We start from the raw sequence: 21,403 nt of genomic DNA, 5'->3' as shown, positions 1-21,403 counted from the left end.
TTTTGGTGTGCAAAGAACATTAAAAAAAATGAATTTTGAAAGTAAAAAAACAATATTATTGCATTTCTCCTCTTAAAGAAGTTTCGAATACATTTTTGAAGTCATCTTGAGTAATATTTTGCCCCAATAAATACATTAATTTGGTAATGGCAGCTTCGGTAGTAATATCTTTTCCAGAAATAATCCCTAGCTTTTTCATAATGGTACTCGTTTCATACTGTCCCATACTCACGCTTCCTATAGAACATTGTGTCACATTGATTATACGTAGTCCCTTGGATATTGCTTTCTGCAAAAGCGTCAAAAACCACTCTTCTGTCGGTGCATTTCCTGCTCCGTAGGTTTCGAGAACAATTCCTTTCAAACTCTCAATATTAAAAATGGCAGACAGTACGGTTTCACTTATTCCCGGAAACATTTTGATGATGGCCACATTATTGTCCAAATGCTTATGAACTCTCAAAGAATTTCTTTCATTTGTCTGCAAAAACAATTCCGAATTTATTTTCAAATGCACCCCAGACTCCACCAAAAAAGGGTAATTAGGGGAAACAAATGCGCGAAAATGTTCTGCATTTATCTTGGTAGTTCTATTGCCACGGTATAATTTGTATTCAAAATAAAGACAAACCTCTTTGATTAGTGGCTTACCCTTTTCTTGTAAAGAAGCAATTTGAATCGCAGTAATTAAATTTTCTTTAGCATCCGTTCTTAAATCCCCTATAGGTAATTGGGATCCAGTAAATATTACAGGCTTCGAAAGATTTTCAAGCATAAAACTTAATGCTGAAGCCGAATACGACATTGTATCTGATCCATGAAGCACCACAAAACCATCAAAATTTTCGTAATTATTCTCGATGGTACACACCATTTCAGCCCAATGCTCCGGATTCATATTCGAAGAATCTATTGGATTTTCGAAAGAAAAAGTATCAATCTCGCAATCCAATAATTTTAACTCGGGAATACTATGAAGGAGTTTGCTAAAATTGAAAGCCTTAAGAGCTCCTGTCTCAAAATCCTTTCTCATACCAATGGTACCACCGGTATAAATCAATAGGATTTTAGGTTTAGAGTTCATTAACATATTTCAATTTGTTGACAACCGGATTTGCATACATATCCAAAAAGCCTTGTTTGGCAACAGGATGTTCGTGATCAATTCGCATCTCTAAACGTCTTTCAAAAAGTAATTTTTCATTTTCGGTATACAAGTGAGAAAAACGATTCGAGCAGTTCAAAATATCGTAAGCAATAAAATTTGTGGTCCACAATTTATAATTACTCAAAATTGAATCGTCAATCACTTGTGCCAATGTCTGCACTTGCTTGTTGGTGGTATCAAAATTTTTGATAATTTCATCGATTTCAGTATCAAGAACATCTCCTATGTGTATGTGGATTCTTTTCTTTTGTCCGATGATACCACTCAACAAAGTCTTGAAATCTTCATTTTTTTCTTTTTTATAAATCTCATTATTTGCCTCTGCCAATAATTGCGGCATTTTCAAAGCATCTGTAGGATCATATTCGTATGAAATGGAAACTGGAACAATTTTAATTTTCTTAAAATAGTCCATTATATTAGGCTCATCAGATCCCATGGCGATCATTTTCAAAACACCGGGATTGGTTTCGTCATTTCCGTCTTTGGTTCTTCCTTCACGTTGTGCAATCCAAACCGAACGATTTTCATGCAACAATAGTTGCGCCATATATTCAGATAGTAATTTGGAACTCACCAATAATTCTCTAGGTGATAATCCGCGTTGCACTAAAAAATTTCTATTGAGTTTTGCCAGTGTTTTTAAAAACGATTTTTTTACTAAATTATCACCAATGGCAGAAGAAGTCATGTCCAAACCATGCTCAAACAAAGAAGAGTTCAATAAAGTCGTATCCAAAACAATATCCCTATGATTGGAAATAAAAAGATAGGCAGTATTTTTTTCCAACTTTTCAAAACCGGAAGTAGTTAATCCTTCCGAGCTTTTTTCCAATACTTGCTGCACTCCATGATAAATAAAGTTGCATTGAAAATCACGAATAGAGTGCGTTTTACGAAGCTGTTCTTTCCAAATTTCATCTTCTGTTCCAGGAAAACAAAAGTTCATCAAAGCTTTCATCATTGGGTGATCAATAACTTTTATTATTCCTTCGTTTATTTCGGAATCATAAAAAGACCGAATCGCATCAAATTTATTCATTTTGGTTTTCAATTTAGTTGGACAAAAGAACAAAAAAAATATTAAAGTTACAGAAAATCGATATTAAATACCGAATATTTTTGCAGAATTATCGGTTGTTATAGCTGCTATCTCATTGACTGAAAGACCATAAATTTGGGACAATTTATCGGCAACATTTATTAAATAGCTGCTTTCGTTGCGTTTGCCTCGATACGGAATTGGAGCCAAATATGGGGAATCTGTTTCCAAAACGATATGTTTTAAATCGATTTTGTTTAAGAATTGATCTATTTTTCCATTTTTAAAAGTAACTACACCTCCTATTCCCAGTTTCATATTAAAGGATATCGCTCTCAAAGCCTGTTCATACGTTCCCGAAAAACAGTGAAAGATTCCAAATAATTCAGGAGATTTTTCTTCGTCCAGAATTTCAAATATCTCATCGAATGCTTCGCGACAATGAATAACGATGGGAAGTTTGTATTGTTTTGCCAACTGAATTTGTTTTCTAAAAACAATTTGCTGTTCTGCCAAATGGGTTTTGTCCCAATACAAATCAATCCCTATTTCGCCAATAGCAACGAACTTTCTTTTAGCCAATTCGTCTTCAACATGCTGCAATTCCTCCAGATAATTATCCTTAACATAAGTAGGATGCAAACCCATCATAAGAAACACATTATCGGGATAATCTCGTTCCAAATCATACATGCTTTGGGTACATGTAGAATCTATGGCAGGGATAAAAAAACGGGTTACACCATTATCGATGGCGCGTTGTATCATTTCGCTTCTATCCAAATCAAATTCTTCTGAATATAAATGGGTGTGGGTATCGGTAAGTATTGTTTTTGTTTCCAAGTGCAAGATTTAATGCCGCAAAATTACTCGAAAAAACGGGCTTTACCAAAAAAGGAGTTACGCAAAAATCATTTCCCAAAGATTCCCAAAGAAAAAAAAGATTCGCAAAGAATTTAATATCTCAGCGAATCTTTAAAAATAAACTTTATGAATCTTCGTGTAATCCTCTGCGAGTTTTCGCGAAAGAACCGTTACGAAATATTAATCCAAATCATTCAGCAAAGCATCAACCTGATCATTTCCTTCATAATCCTCAGGAATCATCAGCAAGAGCTCTTTGCATGCTTTGTAATCTTTTTGTTTTAATTTAGTCAAAGCCAAACTCCAAATCGCTTTGTTTTTATAAATGGAATTACCCGTTTTCAAGGCAGCAAAAACAGTTTCGGCTTCTGGCAATTTATTTTCCTCCAGTAATGCCACTCCATAAAAATACTGAATTTCGGCACTTTTGTCCACTTTTAAAATAGTTTCAAAAAACGAAATCGCCTCTTTATATCTTTTCGCATTAAAAGCATCCTGAGCCAATTTTAAATTACTATTCGCTTCTCCCCGCTCGGTAAAAAAAGCGGTTTCCGGTTGATTATAATCTTCAAACGTTGGATTTGAATTCTGATTCAAAAAGAACAAACCGAACAAAACTGCAACCGATGCCGCAACCACATAATACCATGGTCTGAGAGCTATCACCTTAGGCTTGGACTTTTTAAAATGTTCCTTAGAAATCCCTTTCAAATTCTTCTTGAAAGCGTTTAATTCATCGGTTTGACCAAACTTATTTTCCAAATGAAGATGCATCTCTTTATAGGTTTCAAAAGCCATAGCCAAATCAGGCTGATCTTTTAATTGTTGTTCAAAAGCCAGTTGATCTTCAACGGTCATTTCGCCTTGAAGATATTCATCAAATTCCAAAAAGTGTTCTTCGTTCATGGCTAGGTATTTTTTATAGATTTAAAGCGATTAGTTTCTTGAATCCATTGTGTCAATTGACCAATGCAAAGTGATTTTTTCTTGCGAACATACCCATATGTTACCGCTAGCTTTTCGGCCACTTCCTCCATCGAAGGAAGTGTAAAACTCAGTTTGAGCAATTCCTGACACTTCTCGCCTAGTTTTTGAAACATCACATCATACAGTTGTTGCTTCTCGTCAAAATATTCGGTCTGCAAAACCATTTCATCAGCAGATTCATGTATAGATGTCAAATCGTCTTTAATTGTTACCCCTTTATTCGAATGTTTTTTCAACTCATTGAGCCATTTTCGTTTGCACAACAAAAAAAAGTACGCATCGAAAGGACAGGTCAATCTCAATTGCTGGACTTTGGCTTGGTTAAAAAGCAAAATCAGCACCTCCTGAATCACATCCTGCGCCCTATCTTCATCACCAGAATTGTTCTTTATATAGGAGACAACTTTCGGTACAAACTTCTTATAAATCGCATGAATAATCGCCGAATCATTATTCGCCAATCCTTCAATATACATTTGATCGGAATGAACAGTAGTTGGAACCATAAAAAAACTTTTCATCGAAAATACTAAAAAAAGAGCGAAAACCATTGCATAACGTCTTTTATGAATATAGGCAATCTTGTGGGCATAACCCCATTATGAAAAGAGGCCAACTCTCTTTGCGCTCATTCGGCCTCTTCTCATAATGCGGTCGGGCTATCCGCGCTACTTCGGTAGCTTACTAATATCCCTTACGCAGATTCGTAAAACCAGATATTTAGAACTAAAATCAAAGCAAGGGGTAACAATTACAAGACCAAGTTGATATAACTATATAAATCAATAATTAGAAAATTTAAAAAACTTTTAGATTATGGAAAATTTAAAAAAAATAGGGCTCAATTTTATCAATACGATTTGGACATTAATTACTCGATAAAAAAAACAAGGGTAACAAATCAAAACTAAAGTTGATATAAGAATGAAATTAGAATTAAAAAAGAAATTTCAAAAACAAGGGTAACAATATCAAACCTTAATTGATATAGACAAAAAGAAACAATAATTAACAACCAGAATCTGAAACAACCTCCTGGATATTTCCAAGACAGATTTAAAAAAACTTAGAAATCATGAACAGAAATTTAAAATCAATCGCTCTTTTATTTTTAGGAACAATTGCAATGGTAAGCTGTACAAACGACAACATTACCGATAACAATGAAATTCCAAACATTCCAGCAACTGCTACCGAATTCAAAGAAGTAAGAACCGAAGCATTAACAAAACTAAAACAAACCTTCACCATCACCGAGGCCTCAGGATCAGTAACGCTAACTTCAGCGAAAGGGGTGAAATTAATAATCAACAGAGACTACCTTAGAAAAAATGGAGTTGCAGTGACCGGCGCTATCAACATCGAATATGTTGAATTATTTGACAAAGGACACATGCTGGTGGCCAACAAACCAACCATGGGTTTAACCACAGACGGAAAGAAAAACTTACTGATTTCTGGCGGAGAATTTTACATCAAAGCAACTCAAGACGGAGTAGCCCTTGAATCATTAGCCACAATGACCCTTCTTGTCCCAGCAAGCTTAACCGGTGGTCTTGAAACTGGAATGCTACTTTGGACAGGCAATTTAGAAGATCCAGAAAACTTAGTTTGGAGAAATGCGGCTGATGCGGCTGGCACCAACGGTGGAAAAGGCGGAGTACAAGGAGAAGGAAACAATTATTATGTTTCTTTTGGAAACTTTGGATGGACCAACGTAGATAAATTCTACAGTGACCCAAGGCCAAAAACCACCATTCTTGCCGATGCTCCAGAAGGTTACGACAACACCAACAGTGCTATTTATCTATCCTATGATGGAGAAGGTCAAAATGCTCTAGCCAAACTAGACACTTATACTGCCGCAGGATTATTCAGCGAGCACTACGGTCAAATTCCAATTGGACTGGCTTGTCATGTAATCTTTGCCACCGAAGACAATGGACAATGGAGATGGGCAATCAAAGCTGTTACTGTAGCCGCAAATGATGTGTACACTTTCACATTGGCCGAAACAACTGTAGGAACCGAAGAGCAATTAATAGCTGCAATCAATGCTATTCAATAAGTTACAATTCAAATAAACAAGAAAAAGTGGTGATTTGATCACCGCTTTTTTTTACATTTAAAAATAATTTGAATTGAAGTTGCGTTTTCGAACGTTCACAAAGCTATAATGACCGACCAAAATAACCAGATATGAACAAATCGCTGATAGTCTTTTTTCTTATTATCACATTCCCTTTTTATTCACAAGTCAAAGTAAAAGATACCATTACCCGAAGAGCCAATATTGGATACGATCAAAAAGGAAATCTAGTGAATTTCAAACCCGAAACACCTCCATTAATTCCTATTGCGGGAGCTCCAAAACCAAGTTACTCCTATTTGTGGGAATTGGGCGATGGCCATTATAGCAAAGAAGCCGAACCTAAACATGTATATAAAAACAAAGGAACTTATACAACTCGCCTTACCGTAACCAACAATTACGATAATGGAAAACCACCAGCTACCCGTCCCAAAAAAGTAGTAATCAACGATATTGAGGATTCCAACTATAAAGACATCGCTTCTATTGCCGATCAAAATGGATTATCAATTTTCAAAAACTGCGATCCCATCCCGGAACAGGAAATACAAGTAGTGGTGAGTTATGAAAATTTGGAGAATTATGTAACTAACGGAAAACTCTATCTTTTTTTCAATGAAAAGCAATTCAAAAAAAACAATTTCGATTTACAGGAAGTAAGATCTTATGCTAATGAAAGAACCGTAAAAGAAAACAATGTTGTTTCAGCAGATGATATCGATAATTCAAACCGTTATTTGGCTTCGAATAACACTTTGGCTTTCGCCAAAAAATATAGAGAAACAACCAATGAAACCGATTTAGATTCCACTTTATTAGCGGCTACAAACAATTATAAAGATGTTTCCATTTTAGAAATCGATGATCACAATCCCGGCGAAACCCGAAATGTTTTTTACACTTTCAAAACTACTCCCGAAATGATCAAAGACACGAGTGCCACTATAACCATGCGATCTATCTATGTGCCCAATCGAAGTTTTAAAAACCATAAAATAAAAAATCTGGAAATGGAAATCGTTACTTCCCACGATCCTAACAAAATGGGGTCGAACGGAAGTTTTATGAATTATAGATTAGTACGATACAAAAGAGTTAAATTCAAAACCAGTTTTCAAAACAACGGCGAAGGTCCAGCGAGAAAAATTCAACTCGAAACTGACATCCCAGACATGTTTGACAAAAGCTCTTTGAAAATTGAAGGCATGTATCCCGAATGTCCCATTTGTCCCAAAGGCGAAGTGGCTACAACCAGTTGCTTGGATGTTATCGAAAGAGAGACCCAGATTTTCTTTATTTTCAGAAACATTTATTTGCCCGGAAGTAATCAAAAAAACGTAAAAGAAATAGACAGTACCAAAGGATTTGTAAAATACTCTATGAAATTCAATGAAGACTTTCACAAAGTGAAAACCAAAAGCAGAACGGCCATAATTTTCGACAAAAATGAACCTATTATCACCAATTATGCCACTACCCGATTCACTCCCGGTATATCTATTGGAGCCAAAGCGGGTTATAACTTTTACTCCAATTTAGACAATTCAAAAAGTTATTTTGTTGGCGCCACTGTTTCTCCTTTTAAATCGTATCGCTATTATGGGCAAGCCGAATTTTTAAATAGTTTTACTTCCTATGATGGAGAAACAACTTTCTCAGAAAAAGTTGACCAAAGTACAGGCACAGTGAATTTAAAAAAAATAACCACATCCATTGAAAACAAAAATATCAACTGGGAAATTCCATTATTGTTCCGATATAATCTTTCAACTTATTTTGGTGTCGGGGCAGGATTTCAAATCAATATGAATGTATCCGAGCAGCAAACACAAAACATCAAAACCGATGTGTACGAAGGAACTTCAGACAAATTCCTCATACGAACAGAATACTCAACCACTACATCCTCAAATTCGTTTGCCGAATTAAAATCGGGATTATTATTCGACTTTACAGCTGGTTTTGCAAGAATTGGTCCTAGCTTGGGAGCGCGTTATGTACTCAACTTTGACAATAACTTTAATTATATTCAGTTGTATGGTATATGGAAGTTCTAGGATTTAATCCCTAGAAAACACCAATAAGATAAAAGTTATGCCAAAAAAAATAATCTTCTTGTGCCTCTTAGTTTCTCTGAATGTATTCGGACAAAAAAAACATACGCAAGAAGAGATAACCTACGATGCTATTGATTATTTTGTCGCCAATCCATCATTGGAAGGAATAAATAACCTCAATACCATTGAAACCAATTTTTGGAAAAACCAAGACAAAAAATCAAAAGAAGGATTGCTATCCATCGTGATTTTAAACTGCAACAAAGCCTATTTCGAAAATGAATTTGGCAAAACAAACCAAGCCATAATCAGTTATGAAAAAGCATGGAAAACATATCAAACTTACCAACTCGCAGATTATGACATAATCGAATATTGTCTCAAACCATTAGGTAATTTATACACAATAATGGGGGATTATGATAATGCCGAAAACACCATTAAACACTATTATTTTATTGCCAATATTGAGAAAAATGAAAGCAAAAAAACAGCAGCCCTTCTCAATCTTTCAAATGTTTATCAGAGTTCAGGTAGGAATACCTTAGCTATTGATTTATTAGAAAACGCTTTAAAAACAACCAACCTTTCTTCACTTCAAAAAGGGAACTTATTGAATAATCTGGGAAATAACTATTTAATAAATGCCAAAGAAACAGCTTTTGATTCAAAAAACTATTTCAAGGCAGAAGACAGCTACGAAAAAGCAATTCAACTTTTAAAAAATGAAAAAAATCAATCTGAGTCCTTATCGAATTGCTATCGAAATTTGGCTTCTCTTTATGGACAAAGAAACGATTTTGAAAAAGCAAATGTCTATTTCGAAAAAGCAAAAACTCTTTTCTTTTCTTCCAAAAATCATGGAGTTCGATCCATCGCAAAGTTATATTATGAAGAAGCATTATTGTTTTTCGAACAAAGGAAAATACCTAAAGCTCTTCAATCCATTCAGCTGGTTTATCAATCCTTAATTCCATTATATGGCGGTCAAAAAAGAACTGTACCGCTGCAAAGCTCTTTGTATGCCGAAAACGTTTTACTCGATGCTTTAGATCTACAAGCCGACATTTATAACCAACAAAACCAGCCTAAGAAAGCATTACAGATCTATAACCTTTGTTTTCCTATCGAAGAATTAATGGGCAGTTTGTTGCTTTATGAAAATTCTAAAATCATCAATCAAGTCCGGATAATCAATCGAACCGAAAAATGCATTGCGATTTATAATCATTTATATAAAAAAGAAAACAAAATCAGTTATATTGAACAAGCTTTTCAACTCGCTGAACGCACTAAATCGGGTGTTTTAAAAAGCGAACTTTCCAGGAATAGAAATGCTTCAAAAAAAGAAAAACAAAAGATTCAGGAATTACAATTTTGGAATAATGAAATTCTACAAGAACAGCAAAAAGGTGAGTTAGCAAATATTTACAAAATAAACAAAGCCATCAAAAAGCAAAATGAAACCATGCTTTTGTTAAAAGAACTTCAGGCTGACAACAGCAGCTTTAAAGAAGAGTCGATAAATTTAAATGTATTGTATTCCAAACTCGAATCAGACGATGCATCGATGATTTATTATTTTTCGGGTTATGAGAAAATGTATTATTTTGTTTTGGGTGGCAAACAAAAGGAGAAAATAGCAATAAATTCTTTTAGCAATGATGCTCATTATTCTGTTTACTTTTGGCAATTTATTGCTTATTTTAATGATTCTAATGCGATTACCGATGACATAAATGGTTACAATCATTTTGGAAAAATAGCCTATGACAAATTACAATTTCCCAAAAATGCATCCTATAAAAATCTTGTTATTGTTCCAGATGGCGTCCTTGATTTTCTACCGTTTGAAGCCTTAATCACCAAAGAATCCAACACCACCAATTTTGAAAAAATGCATTATTTGTTGCATGATTTCAATATTGCTTACAACAATTCAGCCAGTTTTTATCTCAATGCTAAACCTTTTTCTCCAAAAGAAAAAACGGTTTTGGGCATCTTTCCCATTTTCGAAAAAACCAATTACACCTTGACCTATTCCAAAACCGAACTACAATCCATTAAAACCAGTTTCAAAGGACGCTTTTTTGAAAATGATTCTGCCTCGTTTCAAAACTTCAAAAATAATGCTCCAGCTTATTCCATTCTGCATTTGTCCACCCATGCCACTGCCGGAGACATAGAAACACCTGCCAGCATTAAATTTTACGATCGCGAAGTACTCTACTCCGAGCTATATCACCTTGACATAAATCCGAATTTGGTTGTCTTAAGTGCTTGCGAAACGGGAATTGGCAAACTCTACAAATCCGAAGGAGCAATGAGTATCGCTAGAGGTTTTCAGTTTGCAGGAGCTCAAAATTTGTTATTCTCTTTATGGAAAGTAAATGATTATACTACATCTATATTTATGGGTGATTTCTATAAATACGTCAAGAAAAACGACTCCTATTTTGAAGCCAATGCAAAGGCCAAACTTGATTTTATAAAAAACAAGAACATTCCAAACGCAAAAAAATCACCTTATTATTGGGCTCCTTTTGTATATTATGGCAGTCTCGAAAACAAAGAAAAAAACAACTATTTACTGCTGGGTTTCGTAATTATTATGATATTTTTTGGCGGTTTTATATTATTCAAATTGATTACTAAGCGTATAAAAAAAGAAAAAATCAAGTCCAAAAAGAAAAAGAATCATTAGGAACACTATTTTTACCTTGCAAAAAAAAGACATTTCTAACATGAAAAATTTACACGCTAAACTTAAGAAAGTAGATTATAAAAAAATCAAGTTTAAAATTACCAAAACACAACACCTTTTGATCAAAGCCAAAATCAATGGTGTAAAAGGGAATTTCATACTGGATACAGGCGCTTCTAACAGCTGTGTGGGATTTGAAAGTATTGAACATTTTGCATTGGAAGCTAAAAATTCTAAAACCAAAGCTTCGGGTGCAGGAGCAACAGGTATGCTCACACAAATGTCCTCCAAGAACCAACTCCAATTAGGGAAATGGGCAACCAATAAATTGAATCTCGTAATTTTCGATTTATCTCATGTCAATGAAGCTCTAAATCATTATAAAGTAAAACCTGTTCATGGCATAATTGGCGCCGATGTTTTAATGAAAGGCAAAGGAATAATCGATTATTTTAATCATTGTTTGTATTTGAAGTGAAATTAAGTTTTTTAGTTATATTTGTTGAGCTTATTTTAACAAATCTATTACTATGAAAAAAATTTTACTCTGTTTTCTTTTCTTATTTACTACTGTTTTTTATGCTCAAGTTAATAATATTGTACATTGCTCCGGAGACAACAATTTTGATTTAAGTAAGCAAAAAATAGATTTAATTGGCAATCTAGATCCTGCTCAAACTACAGTAAGCTACCATTTAAGCCTTGCAGATGCAACCAATAATATAAATGCAATTGCAAATCCTTCAAATTATAATACTGCAGCAAGTTCTACAACAATCTATGCCAGAATTGATAATAACGGAACTATTACAACCAATTCTTTTAACGTAAAAGTTATTCCGGCTTTAAATATAACAGCTACGAATACCACAATAGCATGCAAAGGAGGCACTTCGTCGCTAACCATTACTGCTTCTGGAGGAGGTGGACAATATTACTATTCTATAAATAATGGAGGTACTTTTACAAGTAGTAACATTTTCAACAATTTATTGGCTGGGGTATACACCATACAGGTATTAGATGTAGCCGCTAGCTGTCCAACTACATTTACCTACACTATTACAGAGCCAACTTTATTAAATACAACTGCAATGGTAGTTGGTCAAAATGCAACTATTACAGCTATTGGAGGAACTGCACCTTATCAATATTCATCAAACGGCACTAATTATCAAGCTAGTAATGTTTTTACAAATTTAGCACCCGGAAACAATATTTTTAACGCAAGAGATTCTCGAGGTTGTGTAGCAATGGTTTCAGCAACTATCTTACCTGCTTTAAATGCAGCAGTTGCCATTACCAAAGAAATAGATTGCAGCAGTAATGGAAATGCTTCATTGACGGTTAATGCTTTTGGCGGACAATCTCCTTACACATATTCTATAAATGGGGGAGCTTTTCAAGCTATTAATATTTTTAATAATCTAACTGCCGGAACTTATTTAATAAATGTAAAAGATGCTTTAAATTCAACCTTCAATACAAGTACAATAACAATAGCACCACCTGTTCCTGTAAATGGGGTTGTACTTCACAACAATCCAACAAGTTGCAGCAATGCATCAATAACTGTTCAAGCAACCTCAGGGCAAGCTCCATATTATTATTCTATTGATAATGGAGTAACTTTTAGCAATATGAATACCTTCTCGAATTTGCAGCCAAGTACCTATGTCACGTTTATAAAAGACAGTAAGAATTGTGTTTCACCTCCTTTACCTACAACTATAGATCCTGTTCAAACATTGGTGGCGACTGCAACAGTTACAAACGTAAATTGCAAAGGAAGCAACGATGGTGCAATTACAATTAATGCTAGTGGAGGAACAGCACCTTATACGTATTCAATAGGCAATGGCTATGTTACAAGTAATATTTTTAATTATTTAGCTGCTGGATATTATAATGTAAATGTAAAAGATGCTCTTGGATGTATATATACTATGGTTGCAGCCATTGTAGAACCTTCCATTTTATCAATGACAGCAGTTACTACAAACTCAACAACAAGTGATGATAATGATGGAACTATAACCATTAATACTACGGGAGGAGTTGCCCCTTATACTTATGCAGTAACAGATAATTTCGGATTACCAATTATTCCTTCTCAAACTTCCAACGTTTTTATGGGTTTAAAAGCCGGATTATATGGTGTCCGAGTTACAGATGCAAAAGGATGTTTCTACTTACAGACAAATATTGTAATTAATAAACATAATCAACTTTTAGCAACAATTGCTGTAACACCTACAACGTGTGTTAATCCTACTGGAACAATAACCGTTAGTGCATCAGGAGGTGTAGTTCCTTATCAATACTCATTAGACAATGGAGCTACTTATGTTTCTTCAAATGAGTTTAATTTAGTTCCTGGAAATTATTCCATAACTGTTCGGGATACTGAAAACACAACAACTACCGTCCCTGTTACCATAGCTGATGTAAAACCAGTATTTATTACTGCAACATTAGTCGCTGCGGTAAGCTGTAATGGCGCAAGCAATGGTTCTATAACAACAACAGTTATCCAAGGTCAAGCACCTTATGTTTATAAATTAAACAATGTTGATTTCTATGATTCTAATGCTGAGTATACTTTTAACAACTTGTCTGCAGGAGAGCACACTATACAAGTAATCGATAACAATAGCTGCACTTCATTTGTAAGCATAACGATACCGGAACCTACTATCCTTAGCTCAACGGTTGTGGTAAATGACAAAACTATTTCCGTAAATACAACAGGCGGAGTACCTCCTTATTCTTATACACTACAAGATAACGACACAGGAGTAACAATAACAAGCCCTCAGACATCTAATATCTTTGCTAACTTACCAACAGGAGTATATAGTGTCCAAGTTATAGATAGTACAATATGCTCATTATTAAAAACTGGAATTAACATTTCTAATTCTAACGGACTGTCTGCAAGTTTTTCAGCCTCACCTATAACCTGTAATAATCCTACCGGAATAATTACTGTTGTTGCTACAGGAGGCTCAGGCTCTTATGAATATTCGCTGGACAATGGAATTAATTATACTACTTCAAATATTTTTACTGGTTTGGCTCCCGGAACTTATAACATAAACGTTCGTGACGCAGAGAACAATACAACTACTTCAATGGTTGCAGTAATAACTCCTGTGAATGCTCCAGCCATTTCAGCAACAGTTAATTCAAATGTACTTTGTAAAGGTGACAATACAGGTTCAATAACAGCTACTGCAACAGGAGGACAAGCGCCATATACTTATTCGTTAGATGGAATTATTTTTAATACAACTAATGTCTTTACTAATTTACGTGTTGGCACTTATAATATTTCAGTTAAAGATGCCAACGGCTGTATTTCCACCACAACAATTGCCTTAACAGAACCAGCAGAAAATCTATCAGCTACTGCAATATTAATTAATGATCAAGGAATAATTGTGAATGCAAATGGAGGAACTGCACCTTATAACTATTATTTACAAAACAATAACGGAATCGTAGTTGCCGGTCCACAAAAAGATGGAATTTTTACCAGATTACCAATTGGACGTTACTCTGCACAAGTAACGGATGCTAATGGTTGTGGATATATACACTGGAGCGTTGATGTTGTGCAAGCACCAGCACTTTCGGCTACTGTTCAAGTTGATTCTATAAAATGTAATGCTCCCGGAACCATAACCATTAATGCTACGGGAGGATTTCAACCCTACTACTATTCATTTGACAACGGTGCAACTTATACAAATTCAAATGTATACTCAAGTTTCAAAGCTGGAACTTATACTGTAAAAGTCCGAGATTATCAAAATTCGACATTTTCTATTACAGCAATGATTACCCAAGGAAGTATCCCTGTAATTAATGTAACTGCTACTAATATAAATTGCAAAGGTGAGGCTAGCGGTTCCATAGCAGCTAATGTAACTGGCGGGCTCGCTCCATATACTTATTCTCTAGACAACGGTCCCTATATAAATGGCAACATCAGTATGACTTTTACTAATTTACGCGCAGGTGCACATAATATTAGTATGAAGGACTCTAATGGATGCTTTACAACGACTCAAGTTGTTATTTCAGAACCAGTTTCTGCATTAATGACTGTGACGACGGTAAAAAGTCAAACTATTACTATCAATGCAACGGGAGGAACAGGTAATTACAGATATGCAATATCTCCTAATTTAGATAAATTTTCAACGAACAATGTTTTCTCAGGATTAACTCCGGGATCATACATCGTTAATACTTCAGATGAGAATGGATGTTACATCTCGCTGAATGCTCTAGTTGATCCTCCAGCTCCTTTAATAAATGGGCAAATCAAATTGACTTTGGTATTTAAGCCTGGACAAACTTTGGCAGATCTTATTATTGATGGTCAAAATATTAAATGGTACATCAATCAGAATCCTTTGGCTGGAAAAACAAGTAAAACAAGTGAAGCTCCTTTACCATTAACAACAGTTATTGTGGACGGAACTACATACTATGCTTCCCAAACAATAAACGGAATTGAAAGTACGGAAAGATTGGCTGTGACCGTAAAATCTAGCACATTAGGAACGAATGATTTGGCCATCAAAAATTTTGAATACTATCCAAATCCTGTGAAAAACGTTTTAACAATTTCAAATACTTCGATTATTGATGAAGTTACCTTTATCTCCATTAAAGGAGAAACGCTTCTGACCAAAAAAATAAACGGTCTTCGTTCCGAAATTGACTTATCCAATTTCTCAAATGGTATTTATTTTCTAAAAGTAAAAGCCGAAGGAGCAGAAAAAACTGTGAAACTTATAAAAGAATAACCTCATTTACTTTAACAAAAAAATCCGTTTAGAAAACTAAACGGATTTTTTTTATGAATATGTCAAGTGCCGAAACAACGATAGAGATATCTGCACCAAACTCACAAATACACCTATTGGAATTCAAATAACAATAAAAAACAATGGATTATTGATTATTTTAATCATTGTTTGTATTTGAAGTAGCATACTTTTTCAACGAAAAATAAGAAATAATACCGCTAACCATCATTAATAAACCGCCAAGAATAAATGGCATTCCTGCAAATTGGAGCGGCGCACCTTTATGCGTAAAATAATAAAAAAGACTCGACATTACTGGTGGCCCAATAATGGTTGCAGCACTCATTAAACTAGCTATTGTTCCTTGGATTTCGCCTTGTTCTGTTGGTAAAACATGATTTGAAACTATAGCTCGCAAAGCAGGTCCAGCAATTCCGGCTAGACAATACGGAATCAAAAAGAGAAACATCATCCAGCTTTCGGAAGCAAAAGCAAACAAAAACATTCCAATAGTATATAATGTCATTCCAACATAAATACTTTTTTCATTTCCTAATTTTCGGCTAGTCCATCGTATCAATCCTCCTTGAACGAGACTTACTAAAACACCAACAACACCTAATGAAATTCCAACCATTTTTTCATCCCAACTAAATTTGTACATCGTAAAATAACTCCAATTGCTTTCTACAGCATGTGATGCAACATAGATCAAAAACAGAGCAAACAATAACCCATATAGCGAAGGGTATTTTTTTAAATTCAAAAAGGCTCCAATTGGATTGGCCCTTTTCAAATTCACTGGCCTTCTGTTTTCTTTTGATAGTGATTCGGGTAAAATAAAATAACCGTACAAGAAATTCAGCAAGCACAAAACTGCTGCAGCATAAAATGGAATCCTAGATCCATAATGCCCCAAAACACCTCCGATAACAGGCCCAATTATAAATCCGAGCCCAAAAGCCACACCGATCATACCAAAGTTCTTGGCTCTATTTTCAGGCGTACTCACATCGGCTATATACGCCGAAGCAGTTGAAATACTTGCACCTGTTAATCCAGCAATTATTCTTCCTATGAATAACCATGTAATAGTTGGGGCAAATGCCAGCAAAATATAATCCAGCGAAAAAGCAAAAAGCGAAATTAGGATTATGGGTCTTCGCCCAAATTTATCACTCAAATTACCAATTAAAGGCGCAAACATAAATTGGGTTATCGCATACGAAAATGTTAGCCAACCACCGTATTTTGCCGCTTCACTAACATCACCATGTATCAATTCCTTAATCAATTTTGGAATAACCGGAATGATAATTCCCCAACCCGTAATATCAATTAACATTGTGATGAAGATAAAGCCGATAGCAGCCTGTTTTTTGTTTGAAGCCATAAATAGTATTTGGTTAGTGGGGCAAATAAACAAAAAAACCATCTCGTTTTTTGGAACGAGACGGTTTTTTTTTATTTTAAGAAAGAATTTTTAATTACAATTCCAATGCTTTTTTAGCGTTACCACCCATCAATAATTCTAATGGGTTTTCTAAAGCTTCTTTTACAGCAACCAAGAAACCAACAGACTCACGACCATCAATAATTCTGTGGTCATAAGAAAGAGCCACGTACATCATTGGGTGAATTTCCACTTTACCATTTACTGCGATAGGACGCTCAATAATGTTGTGCATTCCAAGGATTCCAGATTGAGGAGGGTTGATGATTGGAGTACTCAACATACTTCCAAAAACACCCCCATTAGTAATCGTGAATGTTCCTCCAGTCATATCATCAACTGTGATTTGTCCATCACGAGCTCTTAAAGCCAATCTTTTAATTTCAGCTTCAACTCCACGGAAAGTCAAGTTTTCAGCGTTACGAACTACAGGAACCATCAATCCTTTTGGCCCAGAAACTGCGATAGATATATCCGCAAAATCAAAAGCGATTTTATGGTCACCATCCATCATAGAGTTTACGTCTGGATACAATTCTAAGGCTCTTGTAACCGCTTTAGTAAAGAATGACATATATCCTAAACCAAGTCCACCATGTTTTGCCTTGAACGCATCTTTGTATTCGTTACGAATCAAGTTAATTGGCGTCATGTTTACTTCATTGAAAGTAGTCAACATAGCTGTTTCATTTTTGGCAGCAACCAATCTTTCGGCCACTTTACGACGCAACATAGACAATTTCGTTCTTTCGGTACCACGAGATCCACCAGTTGGAGTTCCCATAGAAGGCACAGCATTTACTGCATCATCCTTTGTTATTCTTCCAGCTTTTCCAGTACCCGTAACAGTAGCTGGAGCTATATTTTTCTCTTCCAATATTTTTTTGGCTGCTGGTGATGGCGTTCCTGCAGCATAAGAAGCTACAACAGGAGCCGCTTTTGGCGCTTCTGCTTTTACTTCTGCCTTTGGCGCCTCTACCGCTTTGGCAACTTCAGCAACTGGTGCAGCACCAGCTGGTTTTGCTCCATCAGTATCAATAAGGCAAACTACTGCTCCAACAGCAACAGTATCTCCTTCTTCCGCTTTTAGCGTGATAATTCCACTTACTTCTGCCGGTAATTCAAGAGTTGCTTTGTCTGAATCAACCTCAGCAATAGCTTGGTCTTTTTCTACATAATCTCCATCCTTTACTAACCAAGTTGCAATTTCAACTTCTTTGATTGATTCCCCTGGTGATGGGACTTTCATTTCTAAAATCATGTTTTATTATTTTAAATTATGAATTTTAAATTTTAAAATTGTTCTAAAAAACAACTTCTGTTTATTGTTATTGTTCTTTCTAGCCCTGATAGAAGTGGAAATCCTTTTTATTTTTCCTTTAAAAATAAAAAGATTGCAACGAATAGCAGGAAATAGCTCCTTATTATTTTATCTAAACAAATTCTTGTCGAAAACCATTCTGATTGCATCGGCGTGACGACGTTTTGCACGTGTGTAACTACCTGCAGCAGGCGCAGCATACTGACGTAATGAAGCCAATCTCCATTTTACAAGGTCGAAATTCATTAACATATAACTAAATGCTCCCATATTTTTAGGCTCTTCTTGTGCCCAAACATAATCATCAGCATTTGGATATTGAGCAATGATTGCTTTTAATTGCTCTACTGGCAACGGGAACAACTGCTCAATTCTTACTACCGCCACATCATTACGACCGTTATTTTCTCTTTCGGCAGTAATATCATAGTAGAATTTACCTGTACAGAAAACCAATGTTTTTACATCTTTCTTGTTTACTGTAGTATCATCGATAGTTTCTTGGAAACTTCCATTTACCAATTCCTCAACAGAAGAAACACATCTTGGGTCACGCAGTAAACTTTTTGGAGTAAACACAATCAATGGCTTACGGAATTCCGTTTTCAATTGACGACGTAACAAGTGGAAGAAGTTGGCTGGTGTAGTACAATCTGCCACATACATATTTTGTCTTGCACAAAGTTGTAAGTAACGTTCCATTCTAGCTGAAGAGTGTTCTGCTCCTTGTCCTTCGTATCCGTGCGGCAACAATAAAACAATACCATTTTGATTATTCCATTTGTCTTCACCACAAGAAATATATTGGTCAATCATAATTTGGGCTCCATTGGAGAAATCCCCAAATTGTGCTTCCCAAATGGTTAAAGCTTTTGGACTTGCCAAAGCGTATCCATAATCAAAACCTAAAACACCATATTCTGATAAGTGTGAGTTGAAGATATTAAAGTTTCCTTTTTTATCTTTTAAACTATTTATTAAAATTACTTCTTCTTCTGAATCTTCTACTTTAACTACGGCATGACGGTGGGAGAAAGTTCCTCTTTCTACGTCTTGTCCAGAAATACGAACATCAAAACCTTCTTGCAATAAAGATCCGTAAGCTAAATGCTCCGCCATTCCCCAATCCAATTTATCAGTTTCGAAGAACATTGTTTTTCTGTCGTTGATTAGTTTTTGAATTTTACTAATAAACTTTTTATCTGTTGGCAAGTTTGAAATCGAATTGGCAATTTCTGTCAATTTTTCTTTTGGATAAGAAGTATCCACTTTTTCCAACATTTGAACAGACGTTACTTGTTTGTAACCTTGCCATTCGTTTTGCATAAATGGAGTAATGATAGTCAAATCTTTTTTACGAGATGCTTCCAAATTTTCTTCCAAAGTAGCTTTGTATTCTTTTTCTAAACCATTTACATAAGTGGCATCAATAACACGTTCTGCCAATAATTTTTCGGCATAAATGTCTCTTGGATTTTGATGCTTCGCAATGATTTTATATAAGACAGGTTGTGTAAAACGAGGCTCATCACCTTCATTATGACCATATTTTCTATACCCTAACAAATCGATAAACACATCACGTCCAAATTGCATTCTATAATCCAATGCAAAAGACATAGCGTGTACAACAGCCTCGGCATCATCTGCATTTACGTGTAATACTGGCGAAAGTGTTACTTTGGCAACATCTGTACAATAAGTCGATGAACGAGCATCTAAATAATTAGTTGTAAAACCAACTTGATTATTAATTACGATATGAATAGTACCTCCAGTTTTGTAACCGTCAAGCAACGCCATTTGAATGATTTCGTACAAAATACCTTGCCCAGCAATTGCTGCATCTCCGTGAACGGCAATTGGCAATACTTTTGAGAAATCATCCGGGTAATATTTCTCTTGTTTTGCTCTTGTGATTCCTTCAATAACTGCCCCAACAGTCTCTAAGTGAGAAGGATTTGGTGCCAAATTGATATTGATACTTTTTCCAGTTCTTGTTTTTTTGTCGGCAGTAAGACCTAAGTGATATTTCACGTCACCATCAAAATATTCCTGATCGTAATCTTTACCGTCAAATTCACCAAAAATGTCTTGAGTCGATTTGCCAAAAATATTTGCCAAAACGTTCAAACGACCACGGTGAGCCATTCCCATCACAAATTGCTCTACTCCTTGTTCTGCTGCTTTTTCAATTAAAGCATCCAAAGCTGGAATAATTGTTTCTCCTCCTTCTAATGAAAAACGTTTTTGCCCTACATATTTAGTATGCAAAAAGTTCTCAAAAGAAACAGCTTGATTCAATTTGTTCAGTATATTTTTTTTCTCTTCCGAAGAGAAGTTTGGCTGATTATTGTTTACACCCAATTTATCCTGAACCCATTTCACAACACCAGGATTCCTGATATACATATATTCAACACCAATATGTTGGCAGTAAATTGCTTTAAGACGTGTTATAATATCTTGTAAGGAACTAGGCGGAATACCAATAACTTGTGCTGCATCAAAAACCGTTGATAAATCGGCAGTTGTTAATCCAAAGTTTTCGATATCCAAAGTCGGAGTCGTTTTTCTACGATCGCGAACCGGATTTGTTTTGGTAAACAAATGCCCTCGGGAACGGTAACCATCAATTAATTTCAATACGTTGAATTCCTTTTGCAATTTGTCTGAAACTAAACTACAATCGACATTACCAGTGGACACTTCAACAATTTGCTGAACTGGATTTTCATCATTATAAGTAGTCATTCCAAAGTCGAAACCTTGAAAAAAACTTCTCCAACTAGGTTCTACGCTATCTGGATTTTCTAAATATTGATCGTATAATTGCGCGAAAAATTCTGTATGAGCTGCGTTTAAAAATGAAAACCTATCCATAATATTGTT

Annotated in this window: 13 protein-coding genes; 5 read left to right on the top strand and 8 right to left on the bottom strand. The window is 35.2% G+C overall.

Translation table 11 applies throughout. From position 1 onward, the window contains the following. Positions 1-55: 55 nt before the first annotated feature. The 5 genes from DOS84_RS07950 to DOS84_RS07930 all read right to left on the bottom strand — a co-directional run bounded on the left by DOS84_RS07950 (position 56) and on the right by DOS84_RS07930 (position 4,567). Positions 56-1,084, bottom strand: coding sequence for an asparaginase (locus DOS84_RS07950; protein ID WP_111409747.1), 1,029 nt, complete (start codon positions 1,082-1,084; stop codon positions 56-58). After that, positions 1,074-2,210, bottom strand: a complete 1,137-nt coding sequence (locus tag DOS84_RS07945; protein WP_111409594.1) for a 1-acyl-sn-glycerol-3-phosphate acyltransferase — start codon at positions 2,208-2,210, stop codon at positions 1,074-1,076. Before DOS84_RS07945 ends, DOS84_RS07950 begins: the two co-directional genes overlap by 11 nt. Positions 2,211-2,273: 63 nt before the next feature. Beyond that, positions 2,274-3,053 carry a TatD family hydrolase gene (locus DOS84_RS07940; RefSeq protein WP_111409593.1) on the bottom strand — a complete coding sequence of 260 codons (780 nt, stop codon included), beginning with the start codon at positions 3,051-3,053 and terminating at the stop codon, positions 2,274-2,276. Between the two features lie 201 nt (positions 3,054-3,254). After that, a complete protein-coding gene (locus DOS84_RS07935) occupies positions 3,255-3,980 on the bottom strand; it encodes a tetratricopeptide repeat protein (RefSeq protein WP_111409592.1) in 726 nt (241 codons plus the stop codon). 2 nt (positions 3,981-3,982) lie between these two features. Then, a complete protein-coding gene (locus DOS84_RS07930; protein ID WP_111409746.1) occupies positions 3,983-4,567 on the bottom strand; it encodes an RNA polymerase sigma factor in 585 nt (194 codons plus the stop codon). A gap of 569 nt (positions 4,568-5,136) precedes the next feature. On the opposite strand from DOS84_RS07930, the gene DOS84_RS07925 reads away from it, so the two are divergent. The 5 genes from DOS84_RS07925 (at position 5,137) to DOS84_RS07905 (ending at position 15,734) form a co-directional block, all read left to right on the top strand. Then, complete coding sequence (locus tag DOS84_RS07925) at positions 5,137-6,129, top strand: hypothetical protein (RefSeq protein ID WP_111409591.1); 993 nt, start codon at positions 5,137-5,139, stop codon at positions 6,127-6,129. A gap of 131 nt (positions 6,130-6,260) precedes the next feature. Further along, positions 6,261-8,210 (top strand): PKD domain-containing protein, encoded by a 1,950-nt coding sequence (locus DOS84_RS19375; RefSeq protein ID WP_111409590.1) that lies wholly within the window; start codon positions 6,261-6,263, stop codon positions 8,208-8,210. A 37-nt stretch (positions 8,211-8,247) separates the two neighbouring features. Further along, positions 8,248-10,914, top strand: coding sequence for a CHAT domain-containing protein (locus tag DOS84_RS07915; RefSeq protein ID WP_111409589.1), 2,667 nt, complete (start codon positions 8,248-8,250; stop codon positions 10,912-10,914). Between the two features lie 40 nt (positions 10,915-10,954). Further along, positions 10,955-11,392, top strand: coding sequence for a retropepsin-like aspartic protease (locus DOS84_RS07910; protein WP_111409588.1), 438 nt, complete (start codon positions 10,955-10,957; stop codon positions 11,390-11,392). Between the two features lie 52 nt (positions 11,393-11,444). Further along, on the top strand, positions 11,445-15,734 hold the full coding sequence (locus DOS84_RS07905) for a T9SS type A sorting domain-containing protein (protein ID WP_111409587.1): 4,290 nt from the start codon (positions 11,445-11,447) through the stop codon (positions 15,732-15,734). A gap of 160 nt (positions 15,735-15,894) precedes the next feature. Here DOS84_RS07905 and DOS84_RS07900 read toward each other — a convergent pair whose 3' ends face one another. The 3 genes from DOS84_RS07900 to DOS84_RS07890 form a co-directional block, all read right to left on the bottom strand. After that, on the bottom strand, positions 15,895-17,130 hold the full coding sequence (locus DOS84_RS07900) for a TCR/Tet family MFS transporter (protein ID WP_111409586.1): 1,236 nt from the start codon (positions 17,128-17,130) through the stop codon (positions 15,895-15,897). A 94-nt stretch (positions 17,131-17,224) separates the two neighbouring features. Beyond that, a complete protein-coding gene (odhB, locus tag DOS84_RS07895; RefSeq protein ID WP_111409585.1) occupies positions 17,225-18,451 on the bottom strand; it encodes a 2-oxoglutarate dehydrogenase complex dihydrolipoyllysine-residue succinyltransferase in 1,227 nt (408 codons plus the stop codon). Between the two features lie 168 nt (positions 18,452-18,619). Next, positions 18,620-21,394: a 2-oxoglutarate dehydrogenase E1 component gene (locus tag DOS84_RS07890; RefSeq protein ID WP_111409584.1), complete on the bottom strand. Its 2,775-nt coding sequence runs from the start codon at positions 21,392-21,394 to the stop codon at positions 18,620-18,622. Positions 21,395-21,403: the final 9 nt, after the last annotated feature.

This window comes from Flavobacterium aquariorum, assembly GCF_003254745.1.
Lineage (GTDB): Bacteria > Bacteroidota > Bacteroidia > Flavobacteriales > Flavobacteriaceae > Flavobacterium > Flavobacterium aquariorum.
The sequence above is the reverse complement of the archived record's forward strand: the minus strand, read 5'-3'. Positions and strand labels throughout refer to the sequence as shown.